The organism is Streptomyces sp. NPDC107546 (assembly GCF_055639175.1).
Window position 1 is genome coordinate 387,308 of record NZ_JBVKBA010000002.1, and the last position, 15,205, is coordinate 402,512.

The window sequence follows — 15,205 nt, forward strand, 5'->3', positions numbered from 1 at the left end:
GGGCCGGAAACCGATTGCACCGAGCCCGACCGCGTCCGGAAACTACTCGTCACGCGGCCTGTGCAGTGCCAGCCACCGCTCCGCGTAGGCCACCGCGTCCGAGACCGGGAACAGCCGCGCGTCGGCCGCGGCCACTTTCCCGCGTACGACGGGCCGGTCCCGCTCGAAGTCGTGCCCCAGCTCGTCGAAGCGCTCCGAAGTGATCGACACCTCGGTCACCACTTCCCACCCGTTCGGTCCGGGCCGCCCCACCCGGACGACCGGCGAGGGGATGCGGTACTCGGCCAGATGGAAGCAGGTGCAGGAGTCGTATCCGGCCCCCAGGAGCAGTACCCGGGCGCCCAGGGCCTCCAGCCGTGCCAGCGGGCTGCGCTCGCCCAGGCGGCAGTCGGGCGAGTGACCCTCGACGATCTCCGCGGCGTGCGGGCCGACCGCGGCGAAGGACGTCTGGGGGTGCGCGCTGCGCAGGGCGCCCGGCCAGGTGCGTACGGTCTCCGGGATCACGCCGACCCCGCGCGTGGGCGTGGTCCGTGGGTCGTAGGCGGGCATGGTGGCCCGGATGGTCTCCCACCACTCCTCGGGCACCGGCGGATTGCTCCACAGCGCCGGGTCGGACAGATCGCCGGACTGTGTCGGCACCGCCAGTGTGCCGTTCGGGCCAAGGGCGTCGAGCAGTCCCTGGACGACCGCGACGGCACCTCCGTTGACCCAGCCGAGCGAGCTGAGCGAGGAGTGCACAAGGAGGATCTCGCCGGGCCTGACGCCGAGCGCGCTCAGCTGTGCGCGAAGACCGTCCCTGGTGACAAGAGGGCCGGTCGGGAGGGGTATGGGCATGGCCTCGCAGTCTTGTCCAGACCGCCGGTGACCGCCACCGCTTTGATCGATCGCGGCGCGTTTCCGCAGGTCGGCTTAGGCACGCCTAAGTGACGTACCGCACCGGCGGCCCGTCCGGACGGCGCTTGTCAGCTTCTGCGGAATTACGCAACAATGGCGTTGTGAAAAACGTCGGCGAGGCTCGGGAGACCCCGGTGGGGGCCCCTCAGGAGGAGCTCGCGACCGGAGAGCGCTCGACGCGCAACCGGGTCGCGCGGTCCATCCTGGACCACGGCCCGTCGACCGTCGCCGAGCTGGCCGGACGGCTGGGACTCACCCAGGCGGCCGTACGCCGCCATCTGGACGCGCTCGTCGCCGACGACGTCGTGGAGGCGCGCGAGCAGCGCGTGTACGGCACGCGCACGCGCGGGCGGCCCGCCAAGGTCTTCGCGCTCACGGACTGTGGCCGCGACGCCTTCGACCAGTCGTACGACAAGCTCGCCGCGGACGCCCTGCGCTGGATCGCCGAGCGCGAGGGCGGTGAGGCGGCCGTCGCCGCGTTCGCCCGCGCCCGGCTCGCCGCCCAGGCCGGCGCCTACCGCGAGGCGATCGAGGCCGTTGCCCCGGACCAGCGCACCGAAGCGCTGGCCAAGGCCCTGAGTGCGGACGGGTACGCTGCTACGGCGCGCAGCGCACCGGTCGGCGAGCAGCTGTGCCAGCACCACTGCCCGGTCGCCCATGTCGCAGAGCAGTTCCCGCAGCTGTGCGAGGCCGAGACGGAGGTCTTCTCCCAACTGCTCGGTACGCACGTCCAGCGACTGGCCACGATCGCGCACGGCGACGGCGTCTGCACGACGTTCATCCCCAAGGCGGCGCACAAGACGCCCCGCAAGCCTTCGAAGATTTCCGAGACCGCTCACAACGCATCCGCAAGCACGGCCGGGAGGAACCCCGCATGACTCTCCCCACGGAGACTGCCCACCCTGAGCTCGAGGGCCTGGGCAAGTACGAATACGGCTGGGCCGACTCCGACGCGGCCGGTGCCTCCGCCAGGCGTGGCCTCAACGAGGAGGTCGTCCGCGACATCTCGGCGAAGAAGTCCGAGCCGGAGTGGATGACCAAGCTGCGCCTGAAGGGCCTGAAGCTCTTCGAGAAGAAGCCCATGCCGAACTGGGGCTCGGACCTGTCCGGCATCGACTTCGACAACATCAAGTACTTCGTGCGCTCCACGGAGAAGCAGGCGGAGTCCTGGGAAGACCTCCCCGAGGACATCAAGAACACGTACGACAAGCTCGGCATCCCGGAGGCGGAGAAGCAGCGCCTCGTGGCCGGTGTCGCGGCCCAGTACGAGTCGGAGGTCGTCTACCACCAGATCCGTGAGGACCTGGAGCAGCAGGGCGTCATCTTCCTCGACACCGACACCGCGCTGAAGGAGCACCCGGAGCTCTTCAAGGAGTACTTCGGCACGGTCATCCCGGCCGGTGACAACAAGTTCGCCGCGCTGAACACCGCCGTGTGGTCCGGCGGCTCCTTCATCTACGTGCCGAAGGGCGTGCACGTGGAGATCCCGCTGCAGGCCTACTTCCGCATCAACACGGAGAACATGGGCCAGTTCGAGCGGACCCTGATCATCGTCGACGAGGGCGCCTACGTCCACTACGTCGAGGGTTGTACGGCCCCGATCTACAAGAGCGACTCCCTGCACAGCGCGGTCGTCGAGATCATCGTCAAGAAGAACGCCCGCTGCCGCTACACGACCATCCAGAACTGGTCGAACAACGTCTACAACCTGGTCACCAAGCGCGCCGTGGCCTACGAGGGCGCGACCATGGAGTGGGTCGACGGCAACATCGGCTCCAAGGTGACGATGAAGTACCCGGCCGTCTACCTCATGGGCGAGCACGCCAAGGGCGAGACCCTCTCCATCGCCTTCGCGGGCGAGGGCCAGCACCAGGACGCGGGCGCCAAGATGGTCCACATGGCGCCGAACACGTCGTCCAACATCGTGTCGAAGTCCGTCGCTCGCGGTGGCGGCCGCACGTCCTACCGTGGTCTGATCGAGATCGGCGAGGGCGCCGCCGGGTCGAAGTCGAACGTGCTGTGCGACGCGCTCCTCGTCGACACCATCTCCCGGTCTGACACGTACCCGTACGTGGACGTCCGTGAGGACGACGTCTCCATGGGCCACGAGGCCACCGTCTCGAAGGTCTCCGAGGACCAGCTCTTCTACCTGATGAGCCGCGGCCTGTCCGAGGACGAGGCGATGGCGATGATCGTGCGCGGCTTCGTCGAGCCGATCGCCAAGGAGCTGCCCATGGAGTACGCGCTGGAGCTCAACCGGCTGATCGAGCTGCAGATGGAGGGCGCGGTCGGCTGACGACCGCCCGCCGGAGCAAGCAGCACGCAGATTTCTGACGCAGGAAGAGAGCACAACGACAGCCATGGCTGAGGCCCAGAACATTCCGGTGGGTTCGACCACCGCCGGCTCGATCGCGGTCGCCGCCGAGTCGACCGTCGCCACGCGCATGAGCGCGCCGCCGTCCTTCGACGTGGCGGACTTCCCGGTGCCGCACGGCCGCGAGGAGGAGTGGCGGTTCACGCCGCTGGAGCGTCTGCGCGGTCTGCACGACGGGACCGCCGTCGCGAACGGCGGAGGCGTGACGGTGGCCGTCGGGGCCCCCGAGGGCGTCACCGTCGAGAGCGTCGGCCGCGACGACGCGCGGCTCGGCAAGGCGGGCACCCCGGTGGACCGCGTCGCCGCCCAGGCGTACTCCGCCTTCGAGAAGGCCTCGGTCGTGACCGTCGCCAAGGACACCGTCCTCACCGAGCCGATCCGTATCGCGGTGCACGGCGAGGGCGGGACCGCCTTCGGCCACCAGGTCATCGAGCTGGGCGCGTTCGCCGAGGCCGTCGTCGTCATCGACCACACCGGTGACGCGGTGCTCGCCGCCAACGTCGACTACATCCTGGGTGACGGCGCCAAGCTGACCGTCGTCTCCGTCCAGGACTGGGACGACGAGGCCGTGCACGTGGCCCAGCACAACGCGCTGGTCGGCCGGGACGCGAGCTTCAAGTCCGTGGTCGTGACCTTCGGCGGCGACGTGGTCCGTCTGCACCCGCGGGTGAGCTACGCCGGCACCGGCGGCGAGGCCGAGCTGTTCGGCCTGTACTTCACCGACCAGGGCCAGCACCAGGAGCACCGTCTCTTCGTCGACCACAACACCCCGCACTGCAAGTCGAACGTCGTCTACAAGGGCGCGCTCCAGGGCGACGCCGCGCACGCCGTGTGGATCGGTGACGTGCTCATCGAGGCCAAGGCCGAGGGCACGGACACGTACGAGATGAACCGCAACCTCGTCCTGACGGACGGCGCCCGCGTCGACTCGGTCCCCAACCTGGAGATCGAGACCGGCGAGATCGTCGGCGCCGGCCACGCCAGCGCCACCGGCCGCTTCGACGACGAGCAGCTGTTCTACCTGATGGCCCGCGGTATCCCGGAGCACGAGGCGCGTCGCCTGGTGGTCCGCGGCTTCTTCGCCGAGCTGGTCCAGCAGATCGGTGTCGCGGACATCGAGGAGCGGCTGATCGCCAAGATCGAAGAGGAGCTGGAGGCGTCCGTCGCATGAGCGCCTTCGTACGTGTCTGCGGTCTGAGCGAGCTGGAGGAGGACACCCCGAAGCGGGTGGAACTCGACGGCACGCCCATCTCCGTCGTGCGCACCGAGGGCGAGGTGTTCGCGATCAACGACATCTGCTCGCACGCGAACGTCTCCCTGTCCGAGGGCGAGGTCGACGACTGCCACATCGAGTGCTGGCTGCACGGCTCGCGCTTCGACCTCCGCTCCGGCAAGCCGGACGCCCTTCCCGCGACGCGCCCCGTCCCCGTATACCCCGTAAAGATCGAAGGGGACGACGTGCTCGTCTCCCTCACCCAGGAGTCCTGAGGCACCCATGGCAACGCTTGAAATCCGAGACCTGCACGTCACCGTCGAGGCCGACAACGCCACGAAGGAGATCCTCAAGGGCGTCGACCTCACCGTGAAGCAGGGCGAGACGCACGCCATCATGGGCCCCAACGGCTCCGGCAAGTCGACCCTCGCCTACTCCCTCGCGGGTCACCCGAAGTACACGATCACCAGCGGCACCGTGCTGCTCGACGGCGAGGACGTCCTTGCGATGTCCGTCGACGAGCGCGCCCGCGCGGGCCTGTTCCTGGCGATGCAGTACCCGGTCGAGGTCCCCGGCGTCTCGGTCTCCAACTTCCTGCGCACCTCCGCCACCGCCATCCGCGGCGAGGCCCCGAAGCTGCGCACCTGGGTGAAGGAGGTCAAGGAGGCCATGGAGCGCCTCAACATGGACCCGTCCTTCGCCGAGCGCAACGTGAACGAGGGCTTCTCCGGCGGTGAGAAGAAGCGCCACGAGATCCTCCAGCTGGAGCTGCTCAAGCCGAAGGTCGCGATCCTGGACGAGACCGACTCCGGCCTGGACGTCGACGCGCTTCGCATCGTCTCCGAGGGCGTCAACCGCGTCCGCGAGACCGGCGAGGTCGGCACCCTGCTGATCACGCACTACACGCGCATCCTGCGCTACATCAAGCCCGACTTCGTCCACGTCTTCTCCGCCGGCCGGATCGTGGAGTCCGGCGGCGCCGAGCTCGCCGACAAGCTGGAGGACGAGGGCTACGAGGCATACACGAAGGGTGGCGCATCCGCGTGACACAGCTGCCGGGCCTCCTCGACACCGAGGCGATCCGTAAGGACTTCCCCGTCCTGGACCGGCTGGTCCACGACGGCAAGAAGCTCGTGTACCTGGACAACGCGGCGACGTCGCAGAAGCCGCGCCAGGTGCTGGACGCCCTCAGCGAGTACTACGAGCGCTACAACGCCAACGTCCACCGCGGTGTGCATGTGCTCGCCGAGGAGGCCACGGCGCTGTACGAGGGCGCGCGCGACAAGGTCGCCGAGTTCATCAACGCGCCGAGCCGCGACGAGGTGATCTTCACCAAGAACGCCTCCGAGTCGCTGAACCTCGTGGCGAACATGCTCGGATGGGCCGACGAGCCCTACCGGGTGGACTCCGAGACCGAGATCGTCATCACGGAGATGGAGCACCACTCCAACATCGTGCCGTGGCAGCTGCTGGCGCAGCGCACGGGCGCGAAGCTGAAGTGGTTCGGTCTCACGGACGACGGCCGGCTGGACCTGTCCAACATCGACGAGATCATCACGGAGAAGACGAAGATCGTCTCCTTCGTGCTGGTGTCGAACATCCTGGGCACCGTGAACCCGGTCGAGGCGATAGTGCGCCGCGCCCAGGAGGTCGGCGCCCTGGTCTGCGTCGACGCCTCCCAGGCCGCGCCGCACATGCCGCTGGACGTGCAGGCCCTCCAGGCCGACTTCGTGGCCTTCACCGGTCACAAGATGTGCGGCCCGACCGGTATCGGCGTGCTGTGGGGACGCCAGGAGCTGCTGGAGGACCTGCCTCCGTTCCTGGGCGGCGGCGAGATGATCGAGACGGTGTCGATGCACTCGTCGACGTACGCTCCGGCCCCGCACAAGTTCGAGGCGGGCACCCCGCCGATCGCGCAGGCGGTCGGTCTGGGCGCGGCCATCGACTACCTCAACTCGATCGGCATGGACAAGATCCTCGCCCACGAGCACGCGCTCACCGAGTACGCGGTGAAGCGGCTGAGCGAGGTTCCCGACCTGAAGATCATCGGCCCGGGCACGGCCGAGGACCGGGGCGCGGCGATCTCCTTCACACTCGGCGACATCCACCCGCACGACGTGGGCCAGGTCCTCGACGAGCAGGGCATCGCGGTCCGCGTCGGGCACCACTGCGCCCGCCCGGTGTGCCTCAGGTACGGAATTCCTGCGACCACGCGAGCGTCGTTCTATCTGTACTCCACGCCGGCCGAGATCGACGCTCTGGTCGAGGGCCTGGAGCACGTACGGAACTTCTTCGGCTGAAGGGCGTGAGCTGAAACGTGAAGCTGGACTCCATGTACCAGGAAGTCATCCTGGACCACTACAAGAACCCGCACGGGCGGGGCTTGCGGGATGGCGACGCCGAGGTGCACCACGTGAACCCGACGTGCGGCGACGAGATCACCCTTCGCGTGAAGTACGACGGCACGACGATCAAGGACGTCTCGTACGAGGGCCAGGGCTGCTCCATCAGCCAGGCCTCGGCCTCCGTACTGAACGAGCTCCTCGTCGGCAAGGAGCTGGCCGAGGCGCAGAAGATCCAGGAGACCTTCCTGGAGCTGATGCAGTCCAAGGGCAGGATCGAGCCCGACGACGCGATGGAGGACGTCCTGGAGGACGCGGTCGCGTTCGCCGGGGTGTCCAAGTACCCGGCGCGGGTGAAGTGCGCCCTCCTGAGCTGGATGGCGTGGAAGGACGCGACGGCCCAGGCACTGGTCGGAGCCGAGGCCGAAAGGAAGACGGCATGAGCGACACCGTGGAGATGAAGCCGGTCTCGGAGGAGGAGCTCCGCGAGGCCCTGATGGACGTCGTCGACCCCGAGCTGGGCATCGACGTCGTCAACCTCGGCCTGATCTACGGCATCCACATCGACGAAACGGCGAACATCGCCACCGTCGACATGACCTTGACCTCGGCGGCCTGCCCGCTGACGGACGTCATCGAGGACCAGGCCAAGTCCGCCACGGACGGTCTCGTCAGCGAGCTGCGCATCAACTGGGTCTGGATGCCGCCGTGGGGCCCCGACAAGATCACGGACGACGGCCGCGAGCAGCTGCGCGCGCTCGGGTTCAACGTCTGAGATCCACGAGCCACGAGCCGGGAGAAACGGCGAGGTCCCATGGGGCCTCGCCGTTTCGCGTGCCCGGGCGGGTTCAGGCGAGTCCGTCCACCAGACGGAACGCCGAGTCCGCCCGGTACAGGTCGCCGGCCTGGTACGGGTCCAGCTTGAGCTGGAAGTTCTGGTGGCGCAGGAAGCGGCCGGGGTAGTTGACCGACTCAAGCATGATCGCTCCGTAGTACGACGACGGGCGGGGACAGAAGGTGGCGTCCTGCCGGAACAGGGAGGAGCCGTCGTCGGGCTCGTCGCGCAGCAGGAAGTTCCGGTGGCGCAGGTAGCTGCCGTCGGCGGTGGCGAAGGAGTAGCAGGTGGCGTCCGCCAGGCCTTCGACGACCTTGAAGGTGGCGTCACGGCGGGCCGGAGCGGAGCCGATCGGGTCGAGCTTCACGTAGTCACCGCTGATGTGCCAGTAGCGGTCGGGGTAGTTGACCGAGCGGACCGAGCTCCAAGTGGCGGACGGCGTCGATTTCGGGGGCTTGGTGGCGGACGGCTTCGAGGCGTGAGCGGCGGGCTCTGCCCCGGCCGTGTGCTCGGCGGCCTCGGGGGAGGGCGAGTCGGCCTTGGTGGCCGGGGACGCCTTGCCGGGCGTCAGGCCGCTCTTCCCGCTGGGTGCCGCCACCGGGGAGGCAGGCAGCGAGAAGTCGGGCACGTCCGGGTCGCCCAGCGCGACGGCGGCGTCCTGCGCGCGCTTCGGTGACGGGGAGTCATCTGCCTTGCCCAGCAAGGAGATCGCTATCGCACTGGAGGAGAAGACGGCCACGGCGAGCAGCCCTGCCGCCCAGAGTCTGCGGGATCCCGGTGTCCGGGCCTCGCCCGGGACATCACCGGTCTCCCACACCGGGGAAGGGGCGGGCCGGTCCGGAGCGGGTGGGGGGTTGGTGTCTGGCATGCGCGGTTCCCTCGGCGTCGCTGTACGGCGGAGGCGGAATCGTCAGAAAGCGGGTCGTGGCACAACGGGAGAAAGCGGGGAAGACAGGGGCCGACCCGGGGCACGGGCACGCGGAACGGCGGCTTCCGTGAAGGCCGGGTGATCGACCGGTGAAACAGTAGTGGACATGACGGGTTCTCAGCACCCGTTTGAGAGAGCGGTTTCTCGGCGGCGCACCCACGCGTCCCCATTTCGTGCGCACCGCGATGTGTACGGTCGTACACATCGATGCGTACACTCGTCCGCATGGGATACGCGTTCCTCTCCGGGGCCATCGCCGCCGAAGTCGCGGCCACGACCGCCATGAAGTACAGCGACGGGTTCAGCAGGCTCGGGCCCTCGCTGGTGACCCTCCTCGGCTATGTCGTCTCCTTCCTGCTGCTCGCGCAGACCCTTAAGACCTTGTCGATCGGGACCGCGTACGCGATCTGGTCCGGCGCCGGCACCGCGACCGTCGCCATGATCGGGCTGGTGCTGTTCGGGGAGGGGCTGGGCCTTGCGAAGATCGCCGGGATCGCGCTGATCGTCGGCGGGGTGGTGGTCCTGAACCTGGGAGGTGCACACTGATGCCCCGCCGCTATGACCCCGAGCGGCGCCGGCGCATCATCGACGCGGCGATCCGGGTGGTGGGACAGAAGGGGATCGCCGGACTGAGCCACCGCTCGGTCGCCGCCGAGGCCGACGTGCCGCTCGGCTCCACGACGTACCACTTCAGGACCCTCGACGAGCTGATGGTCGCCGCGCTGCGGCAGGCGAACGAGGGGTTCGCCGGGACGCTCACCGAGAGCGGCCTGCTGGAGAACGCCGAGGGCGACCTCGCGGCGGACCTCGCCCGGCTGCTGGGTCAGTGGCTGGGCGGCGACCGCGCGGGCGTGGAGCTGGAGTACGAGCTGTATCTCGCGGCCCTGCGCCGCCCGGCGCTACGGCCCGTCGCGGCCGAGTGGATGGAGCAGACCGCCGAGTCGCTGGTGCGGCGTACGGATCCGGCCACGGCGCGGGCACTGCTCGCCCTGCTGGACGGGATCTGTCTGCAGGTACTGCTGACGGGGGCGCCGTACGACGAGGAGTACGCGCGGGAGGCCCTGGCACGGGTCATCCCCTGATCCGTGCCCGACTCCGGCGACGAGGCTGACCGGCACCTGAGACGTCCGCGCACCGGTTCGCCCCTGCGCGCCCGGCCACGTTAGGTTTCCCCTATGACCGACACGACTGCTCCCCGTACCACCGGTGCCGTGGCCGCCGGCCTCGCCACCGTCGCCGCCGACGGCACCGTTCTCGACACCTGGTTCCCCGCGCCCGAGCTGGCCGACGAGCCCGGCCCGTCCGGCACCGAGCGGCTGTCCGCCGAGAAGGCAGTGGAGCTGCTCGGCGAAGGCGCCGCCAAGGCGATCGGCCCGGACGCGCGCCGGGGCGTCGAGGTGGTCGCGGTGCGCACGGTCATCACCTCGCTGGACGAGAAGCCGATCGACACGCACGACGTCTATCTGCGCCTCCACCTGCTCTCCCACCGCCTGGTCAAGCCGCACGGCCAGAACCTGGAGGGCATCTTCGGCCTCCTGGCCAACGTCGCCTGGACCTCGCTCGGCCCGGTCGCCGTCGACGACGTGGAGAAGGTGCGCCTGAACGCCCGGGCCGAGGGCCTGCACCTGCAGGTGACCTCCATCGACAAGTTCCCGCGCATGACGGACTACGTGGCCCCCAAGGGCGTCCGCATCGCCGACGCCGACCGGGTCCGCCTCGGCGCGCACCTCGCCGAGGGCACCACGGTCATGCACGAGGGCTTCGTGAACTTCAACGCCGGCACGCTCGGCACCTCCATGGTCGAGGGCCGCATCTCCGCGGGCGTCGTGGTCGGCGACGGCTCGGACATCGGCGGCGGCGCGTCCACCATGGGCACGCTGTCCGGCGGCGGCAACGTGATCATCTCCATCGGCGAGCGCTGCCTGATCGGCGCGGAGGCGGGCGTCGGCATCGCCCTCGGCGACGAGTGCGTCGTCGAGGCCGGCCTGTACGTCACCGCCGGCACCCGGGTCACCCTGCCCGACGGCCAGATCGTCAAGGCCCGCGAGCTCAACGGCGCCTCCAACATCCTCTTCCGCCGCAACTCCGTCACCGGCAAGGTCGAGGCCCGCCCGAACAACGCGGTCTGGGGCGGTCTGAACGAGATCCTGCACAGCCACAACTGACAACGGCAACGGCGGGCGTGACCTGCGGCCGCCTCATCGATCAACGCCCTGACCTGCTGCCGAGCTGCCGGCAGTCGTCGGCGTTGGTCATCGTTGAGCGCCCTTCCACGGCCCGGGGACGGCCCGGGAGGGCGCTCGTGTCCTGTCCCGGATGGCAGTGGGCGGGACGAGGTTCTGACCTGCGATCGCCCCTAGGTTGTTCATCGCGGAAGTCCACCGATCGGTCGGGAGATGCCGTGCCCCTGCAGATGAAGTTGGTTGCTATAACCCTCGACTGCCCTGATCCGCTGGCTTTGGCGGCCTTCTATCAGCAGGCCACCGGTCTCGAACCCCACCCGAAGTCGGACGCCGACTTCGCCGGTCTCAACGGTGAAGACGGACTCTTCATCGGTTTTCAACGGGTCGACGACTACCGGGCTCCGCGCTGGCCTGAACAAACCGTTCCCCAGCAGCTTCACATCTGCTTCAAGGTCGAGGACGACTTGGACGAAGCCGAAGCCCGCCTGCTGGAGCTGGGCGCGGGCAAGCCGGATCACCAGCCTCATGAGGCTGCCAGGGCGCGGGTTCTCACCGATCCGGCTGGACATCCCTTCTGCATCACCAGCAGCTGACCGGAGGTCGTCGCCTATGGGTGGCGGCCGCTCACCTGCGTAGTCTCTGACCTGGGACTCTTGCGCTGGGATCCGCGGTGGTTCGCCGTTGTCGCTGTCAGCCCGCGATGGCTATGCCGACGATCGCCACCGCCAAGCCGACTACGCCGGCCCGCGAATCGGGCAGGCTTGTGACCTGTACCAGGCGGGGCGCCGCCACCGGCGGCGGCGATCGGCACGCCGTCGAGACCTGCTGCGGAACGCGCCGCGGTGATCACGCCGTGACCAGCCGCTCGTACTCCGCCAGCAACCCGTCGACCGTCTCACTGCTGGCGGGCCGCAGCGGCGCGCGGACCGGGCCCGCAGGCAGGCCGAGTGCCCCCAGCAGGCCCTTGGCGGTGACCGTGCCGGGCAGGCCGGCGGACATCATCAGGTCGATCAGCGGGGTGGCCTGTTGCTGCAACCGGGCCGCACGAGCCGTCTCCCCCGCGTCGAACGCGTCCAGGACCGACCGGAGCCGGCGCGGGACGGCGTTCGCGACCGTGCTGACGTAACCGGCGGCGCCGACCGCGTACAGGGCGAGGTTGTGCTCGTCGCAGCCCGCGTAGTACGCCAACCCGGTCCGCGCCAGTACCTTCTGGGTGCCGAGGAAGTCGTACGCACAGTCCTTGACCGCCACTATCCGCGGATGCTCCGCGAGCCGGATCATCGTCTCCGGTTCGATACGGGTGCCGGTGCGGCCCGGGATGTCGTAGAGCATGAGCGGCAGGCCCGAGGCGTCGGCGACCTCACGGAAGTGGGCCTCGACCGCGTCCTGCGGGGGCCGGCTGTAGTACGGCGTGACCACCAACAGCCCGTCGGCACCCGCCTTCTCGGCCGCCAGTGCCAGCTCCACGGTGTGCCGGGTGTCCGAGGTGCCGACGCCCGCGACGATGGACGCCCGCTCGCCGACCGCCTCCCGTACCGCGCGCACCAGCGCGGCCTTCTCGGCGTCGGTGGTGGTCGGGGACTCTCCCGTGGTGCCCGACAGCACCAGACCGTCGCAACCCTCGCTCACGAGCAGGTCGGCGAGCCGCTGTGTGCCGTCGAGGTCGAGCGCGCCGGCCTCGGTGAAGGGTGTGATCATGGCGCACAGCGCGCGGCCGAAGGGACGGGCGGTGAGGGGTGTGGTCGTCATGGGAGTAGTCTCGGCAGCGAAACCATGAAGCTCCACTTAATTCCCCTACAGGGTATTGATTAGGGATGCTTGTGTGATCTTGCGTGTTGAGGGGCATCCAGCGGATCGAGCCCTCGTGGCGCCAGGTCGCGGAGCGGTTGCGGAGGCGCTCGGGGTGCGGTGAGCCGAGAGCGGGAGGCGCGGTGAGGGGCGCGCGGAGCGCGCGGTGCGGGGACGTCGGCGACCAGGCACTGGTGCCAAAACGGGCCGCGTGGGTCACCATGGCCGGGACGGTAACCAACAGCCGGGAGGCGTCATGAAGCTGGGCAAGGCACTCGCCACCGGGGTCGCCGAGGAGCGCCCGCAGGTGCACGAGGAACAGGCCGACCTCCGGGTCGCCGACGTCGCCGACATCGCGGAGCCCGTCGAGCAGGCGCCCGCCCCCGAAGAGGTCCCGGTCGCGCGATGAGACTGCGGCTCCCCGAGGAACGACCGACGGAGCCGCCGACCGGATACAAGATCGCCCACCCGGTGCTGTCCCAGGACGGCACCCGGGCCGGGTTCACCGGTGTGTCGCTGGGCGGCGCGCTGCCCTACGCGGTCCTCGACGAGGCCGGGTGCGTCTACGGCCTGCGGCACCGCGCGCCGCACCGCCGCTGCGACTGCGGCTTCCACTGCGTCCACGACCGTGCCGAGGCGGAGGCGCTGCTGTGCACCGGGGAACACCGGGCGGCGGTGCTGCTCGAGGTCTCGGTCCTCGGCGCGTACATCCGCTTCGAACGCGGCTTCCGCTACGCGCGCCAGCGGGTGCGGACGATGACGGTCGGCACTTGCGCGTGCGGAGCGCCGGCCGCGGCGCTGGCCGACGCCGGCTGGGGGCGGCCGGGCTGGCGCGTCGTGCAGGCGTCGTGCGCCGGGTGCGTACGCGGCCGTACGTCCCTGTCGCTCGCGGCGTTCGCCGGGCTCGCGGGGGAGGGGCTGCGGGTACGGGCCGCGTCGGGCGCCGAGGCCCCGCCGGCCGATCTCGGCGTGTCCGAACTGGTCGCCGAGGCGGCCCTGCTCCAGGCCCGGCTCGACTGGTTCCAGAGCCGGCTGGCGCGCCTGGAGAACGGCGGACCCAAGCGGTGACCCGGGCTTGAGGGGCCGGGTCTGAGGGCCGGGCTCGAGGGGCCGGGCTTGACCTCAAGCTTGGTCGAGGTCGGAACGTGGTCGGTGCATGCGGCAGCACCGACCACGGAGGCCTTTCATGACCCGTCGTACCACCGCGCACCCCGACTTCACGGATTCCAGGGCGCAGGCGCCCTTCTTCAGCACCTGGAGGGTGGGCACGCCGTTGCGGCAGCGGCAGACGGTCGAGGCGATCGCCGAGACCTGGGAGCGCCGGCCCTGGCCCGCCGACGGGCTGCTCGGCTACCACGTCTACACCGGGCACGACACCGCCACCCTGTTGCACCACTCGCGCTGGGTGGACGAGCAGGCCTTTGAGGCCTACGTCAAGACGCAGCGGCAGGCACGCGTCGACGAGATCGACACCGCGGTACCGGGCATCGAACGGCTCCGGCTCGGCCGCTACCGGCACTATCGCAGCCACGGTCCGGCCGACCGGGCGGGGCGCGAGCCCGGGTGCATCGTGATCGTCGACATCGAGTTCGACGGGCCCGACCCCCAGCGACAGCGTGCCTGGGTCGACGCCGTCGTCGAGGCGCTTCGGAGCGAGCCGAACCCGCATCCCGGCGGCATCTCCGCCCACTTCCATCTCAGCACGGACGGCACCCGGGTCCTCAACTACGCCGAGTGGGAGAGCGCCCAGGCCCACCTGGACGCGCTCGCCGCGCCCGGCGACGGCATCGGTTCCGGCACGGCGCTGTGGAGGCGCGTGCAGACGTGGCCGGGACTCAAGAGCACCACCGTCAGCCGTTACGACTACGCGCTCGGACTCCTGCCGGACTGACACCCGGGACAGCCTGCGGCCCTCCCGGTCGGTCCCTCACGGCCTCGCCCACCTCCGGCCCGCCGCTCTCACCGAAAAGTCTCCTCGTCTGGACAAAAAAAGTTTTCGGTGAGAGGGTGGAGCCATGTTGGACGTCACCGTGATCGAGGACCCCGAGGCCGCGGCCGTCTCGCTGGACCCCGTCCGCGCCAGGCTGCTCGCCGAGCTGGCGGCGGGGCCCGCGTCGGCCACCATGCTGGCCGGAAAGGTCGGGCTGCCCCGGCAGAAGGTGAACTACCACCTCAAGGCCCTGGAGCGGCACGGCCTGGTCGAGCTGGCCGGCGAGCGCCGCAAGGGCAACGTCACCGAGCGGCTGATGCGGGCCACCGCGGCGTCGTACGTGATCAGTCCGCTGGCGCTCGCCTCCGTGCAGCCCGACCCGGACCGCTTCCGTGACCAGCTCTCGGCGCGCTGGCTGCTCGCCCTCGGCGCACGGCTGGTGCGCGACGTCGGCTCGCTCGTCACCGGCGCGGCCAAGGCCCGCAAACGGCTCGCGACGTACGCCCTCGACGGCGAGGTCCGCTTCGCCTCGGCCGCCGACCGCGCCGCGTTCGCGCAGGAGCTGACGGCGGGCGTCAGCGCCCTGATCCGCAAGTACGACGCCCCGGACGCCGAGGGCGGCCGCGACCACCGGATCGTCGTGGCCGTCCACCCCACGGTCAAGGACCGCACCGGGATCGCCCCGGAACTCGACTCTCCGCAAGAATCCCAGTGAGCA

At 69.9% G+C, this 15,205-nt stretch carries 19 protein-coding genes; 16 read left to right on the plus strand and 3 right to left on the minus strand.

Annotated features, from left to right (window positions below; translation table 11 throughout):
• Positions 1-42: 42 nt before the first annotated feature.
• Entirely contained in the window at positions 43-834 is a 792-nt protein-coding gene (locus ACZ7L1_RS04295) for an AAC(3) family N-acetyltransferase (protein WP_471434045.1), read from the minus strand.
• A 161-nt stretch (positions 835-995) separates the two neighbouring features.
• Here ACZ7L1_RS04295 and ACZ7L1_RS04300 point away from each other — a divergent pair, with 161 nt between their 5' ends.
• The 8 genes from ACZ7L1_RS04300 to ACZ7L1_RS04335 all read left to right on the plus strand — a co-directional run bounded on the left by ACZ7L1_RS04300 (position 996) and on the right by ACZ7L1_RS04335 (position 7,598).
• Positions 996-1,772, plus strand: a complete 777-nt coding sequence (locus ACZ7L1_RS04300; protein WP_471434047.1) for a helix-turn-helix transcriptional regulator — start codon at positions 996-998, stop codon at positions 1,770-1,772.
• Positions 1,769-3,190 (plus strand): Fe-S cluster assembly protein SufB, encoded by a 1,422-nt coding sequence (gene sufB / locus ACZ7L1_RS04305; RefSeq protein WP_471434049.1) that lies wholly within the window; start codon positions 1,769-1,771, stop codon positions 3,188-3,190. The genes ACZ7L1_RS04300 and sufB overlap by 4 nt, the downstream gene beginning before the upstream one ends.
• A gap of 64 nt (positions 3,191-3,254) precedes the next feature.
• The gene (gene sufD / locus ACZ7L1_RS04310; protein ID WP_471434050.1) at positions 3,255-4,439 is read left to right on the plus strand and encodes a Fe-S cluster assembly protein SufD; all 1,185 of its coding nucleotides are present in this window, start codon (positions 3,255-3,257) and stop codon (positions 4,437-4,439) included.
• Entirely contained in the window at positions 4,436-4,756 is a 321-nt protein-coding gene (locus ACZ7L1_RS04315) for a non-heme iron oxygenase ferredoxin subunit (protein ID WP_103844430.1), read from the plus strand. The genes sufD and ACZ7L1_RS04315 overlap by 4 nt, the downstream gene beginning before the upstream one ends.
• A gap of 7 nt (positions 4,757-4,763) precedes the next feature.
• Complete coding sequence (sufC, locus tag ACZ7L1_RS04320) at positions 4,764-5,528, plus strand: Fe-S cluster assembly ATPase SufC (RefSeq protein WP_471434052.1); 765 nt, start codon at positions 4,764-4,766, stop codon at positions 5,526-5,528.
• Positions 5,525-6,781 carry a cysteine desulfurase gene (locus tag ACZ7L1_RS04325; RefSeq protein WP_471434053.1) on the plus strand — a complete coding sequence of 419 codons (1,257 nt, stop codon included), beginning with the start codon at positions 5,525-5,527 and terminating at the stop codon, positions 6,779-6,781. Before sufC ends, ACZ7L1_RS04325 begins: the two co-directional genes overlap by 4 nt.
• Before the next feature lie 17 nt (positions 6,782-6,798).
• Positions 6,799-7,266: a Fe-S cluster assembly sulfur transfer protein SufU gene (sufU, locus tag ACZ7L1_RS04330; RefSeq protein ID WP_471434054.1), complete on the plus strand. Its 468-nt coding sequence runs from the start codon at positions 6,799-6,801 to the stop codon at positions 7,264-7,266.
• Complete coding sequence (locus tag ACZ7L1_RS04335) at positions 7,263-7,598, plus strand: metal-sulfur cluster assembly factor (RefSeq protein WP_389001918.1); 336 nt, start codon at positions 7,263-7,265, stop codon at positions 7,596-7,598. The genes sufU and ACZ7L1_RS04335 overlap by 4 nt, the downstream gene beginning before the upstream one ends.
• A 73-nt stretch (positions 7,599-7,671) precedes the next feature.
• Here the strand turns inward: ACZ7L1_RS04335 and ACZ7L1_RS04340 are convergent, their stop codons facing one another.
• Positions 7,672-8,526, minus strand: a complete 855-nt coding sequence (locus tag ACZ7L1_RS04340; RefSeq protein ID WP_471434056.1) for an AbfB domain-containing protein — start codon at positions 8,524-8,526, stop codon at positions 7,672-7,674.
• A 285-nt stretch (positions 8,527-8,811) separates the two neighbouring features.
• Here ACZ7L1_RS04340 and ACZ7L1_RS04345 point away from each other — a divergent pair, with 285 nt between their 5' ends.
• The 4 genes from ACZ7L1_RS04345 to ACZ7L1_RS04360 all read left to right on the plus strand — a co-directional run bounded on the left by ACZ7L1_RS04345 (position 8,812) and on the right by ACZ7L1_RS04360 (position 11,362).
• Positions 8,812-9,132, plus strand: a complete 321-nt coding sequence (locus ACZ7L1_RS04345) for a DMT family transporter (RefSeq protein WP_263229295.1) — start codon at positions 8,812-8,814, stop codon at positions 9,130-9,132.
• Positions 9,132-9,668: a TetR/AcrR family transcriptional regulator gene (locus ACZ7L1_RS04350; RefSeq protein WP_471434058.1), complete on the plus strand. Its 537-nt coding sequence runs from the start codon at positions 9,132-9,134 to the stop codon at positions 9,666-9,668. Before ACZ7L1_RS04345 ends, ACZ7L1_RS04350 begins: the two co-directional genes overlap by 1 nt.
• 93 nt (positions 9,669-9,761) lie before the next feature.
• Complete coding sequence (dapD, locus tag ACZ7L1_RS04355) at positions 9,762-10,751, plus strand: 2,3,4,5-tetrahydropyridine-2,6-dicarboxylate N-succinyltransferase (RefSeq protein WP_471434059.1); 990 nt, start codon at positions 9,762-9,764, stop codon at positions 10,749-10,751.
• Positions 10,752-10,987: 236 nt separating this feature from the next.
• A complete protein-coding gene (locus ACZ7L1_RS04360) occupies positions 10,988-11,362 on the plus strand; it encodes a VOC family protein (RefSeq protein ID WP_471434061.1) in 375 nt (124 codons plus the stop codon).
• Between the two features lie 253 nt (positions 11,363-11,615).
• On the opposite strand, the gene dapA is transcribed toward ACZ7L1_RS04360, so the two are convergent.
• Entirely contained in the window at positions 11,616-12,518 is a 903-nt protein-coding gene (gene dapA, locus ACZ7L1_RS04365; RefSeq protein WP_471434063.1) for a 4-hydroxy-tetrahydrodipicolinate synthase, read from the minus strand.
• Positions 12,519-12,813: 295 nt separating this feature from the next.
• Here dapA and ACZ7L1_RS04370 point away from each other — a divergent pair, with 295 nt between their 5' ends.
• From ACZ7L1_RS04370 to ACZ7L1_RS04385, 4 genes are all read left to right on the plus strand, one after another.
• Positions 12,814-12,966, plus strand: coding sequence for a hypothetical protein (locus ACZ7L1_RS04370; RefSeq protein ID WP_471434064.1), 153 nt, complete (start codon positions 12,814-12,816; stop codon positions 12,964-12,966).
• A complete protein-coding gene (locus ACZ7L1_RS04375; RefSeq protein WP_471434066.1) occupies positions 12,963-13,625 on the plus strand; it encodes a hypothetical protein in 663 nt (220 codons plus the stop codon). The genes ACZ7L1_RS04370 and ACZ7L1_RS04375 overlap by 4 nt, the downstream gene beginning before the upstream one ends.
• A gap of 118 nt (positions 13,626-13,743) precedes the next feature.
• Positions 13,744-14,448, plus strand: coding sequence for an antibiotic biosynthesis monooxygenase (locus tag ACZ7L1_RS04380; RefSeq protein WP_471434068.1), 705 nt, complete (start codon positions 13,744-13,746; stop codon positions 14,446-14,448).
• Between the two features lie 124 nt (positions 14,449-14,572).
• Positions 14,573-15,202, plus strand: coding sequence for an ArsR/SmtB family transcription factor (locus ACZ7L1_RS04385; RefSeq protein WP_471434070.1), 630 nt, complete (start codon positions 14,573-14,575; stop codon positions 15,200-15,202).
• Positions 15,203-15,205: the final 3 nt, after the last annotated feature.

What these genes read in the sequence shown, in the direction of transcription:
- dapD (WP_471434059.1), top strand. Translation starts at nt 9,762, where the DNA reads ATGACCGACACGACTGCTCCCCGTACCACCGGTGCCGTGGCCGCCGGC.
- ACZ7L1_RS04295 (WP_471434045.1), bottom strand. Translation starts at nt 834, where the DNA reads ATGCCCATACCCCTCCCGACCGGCCCTCTTGTCACCAGGGACGGTCTT.
- ACZ7L1_RS04380 (WP_471434068.1), top strand. Translation starts at nt 13,744, where the DNA reads ATGACCCGTCGTACCACCGCGCACCCCGACTTCACGGATTCCAGGGCG.
- ACZ7L1_RS04340 (WP_471434056.1), bottom strand. Translation starts at nt 8,526, where the DNA reads ATGCCAGACACCAACCCCCCACCCGCTCCGGACCGGCCCGCCCCTTCC.
- ACZ7L1_RS04385 (WP_471434070.1), top strand. Translation starts at nt 14,573, where the DNA reads ATGTTGGACGTCACCGTGATCGAGGACCCCGAGGCCGCGGCCGTCTCG.
- sufC (WP_471434052.1), top strand. Translation starts at nt 4,764, where the DNA reads ATGGCAACGCTTGAAATCCGAGACCTGCACGTCACCGTCGAGGCCGAC.
- sufD (WP_471434050.1), top strand. Translation starts at nt 3,255, where the DNA reads ATGGCTGAGGCCCAGAACATTCCGGTGGGTTCGACCACCGCCGGCTCG.
- ACZ7L1_RS04335 (WP_389001918.1), top strand. Translation starts at nt 7,263, where the DNA reads ATGAGCGACACCGTGGAGATGAAGCCGGTCTCGGAGGAGGAGCTCCGC.
- ACZ7L1_RS04350 (WP_471434058.1), top strand. Translation starts at nt 9,132, where the DNA reads ATGCCCCGCCGCTATGACCCCGAGCGGCGCCGGCGCATCATCGACGCG.
- ACZ7L1_RS04370 (WP_471434064.1), top strand. Translation starts at nt 12,814, where the DNA reads ATGAAGCTGGGCAAGGCACTCGCCACCGGGGTCGCCGAGGAGCGCCCG.
- dapA (WP_471434063.1), bottom strand. Translation starts at nt 12,518, where the DNA reads ATGACGACCACACCCCTCACCGCCCGTCCCTTCGGCCGCGCGCTGTGC.
- ACZ7L1_RS04375 (WP_471434066.1), top strand. Translation starts at nt 12,963, where the DNA reads ATGAGACTGCGGCTCCCCGAGGAACGACCGACGGAGCCGCCGACCGGA.
- ACZ7L1_RS04345 (WP_263229295.1), top strand. Translation starts at nt 8,812, where the DNA reads ATGGGATACGCGTTCCTCTCCGGGGCCATCGCCGCCGAAGTCGCGGCC.
- ACZ7L1_RS04315 (WP_103844430.1), top strand. Translation starts at nt 4,436, where the DNA reads ATGAGCGCCTTCGTACGTGTCTGCGGTCTGAGCGAGCTGGAGGAGGAC.
- sufB (WP_471434049.1), top strand. Translation starts at nt 1,769, where the DNA reads ATGACTCTCCCCACGGAGACTGCCCACCCTGAGCTCGAGGGCCTGGGC.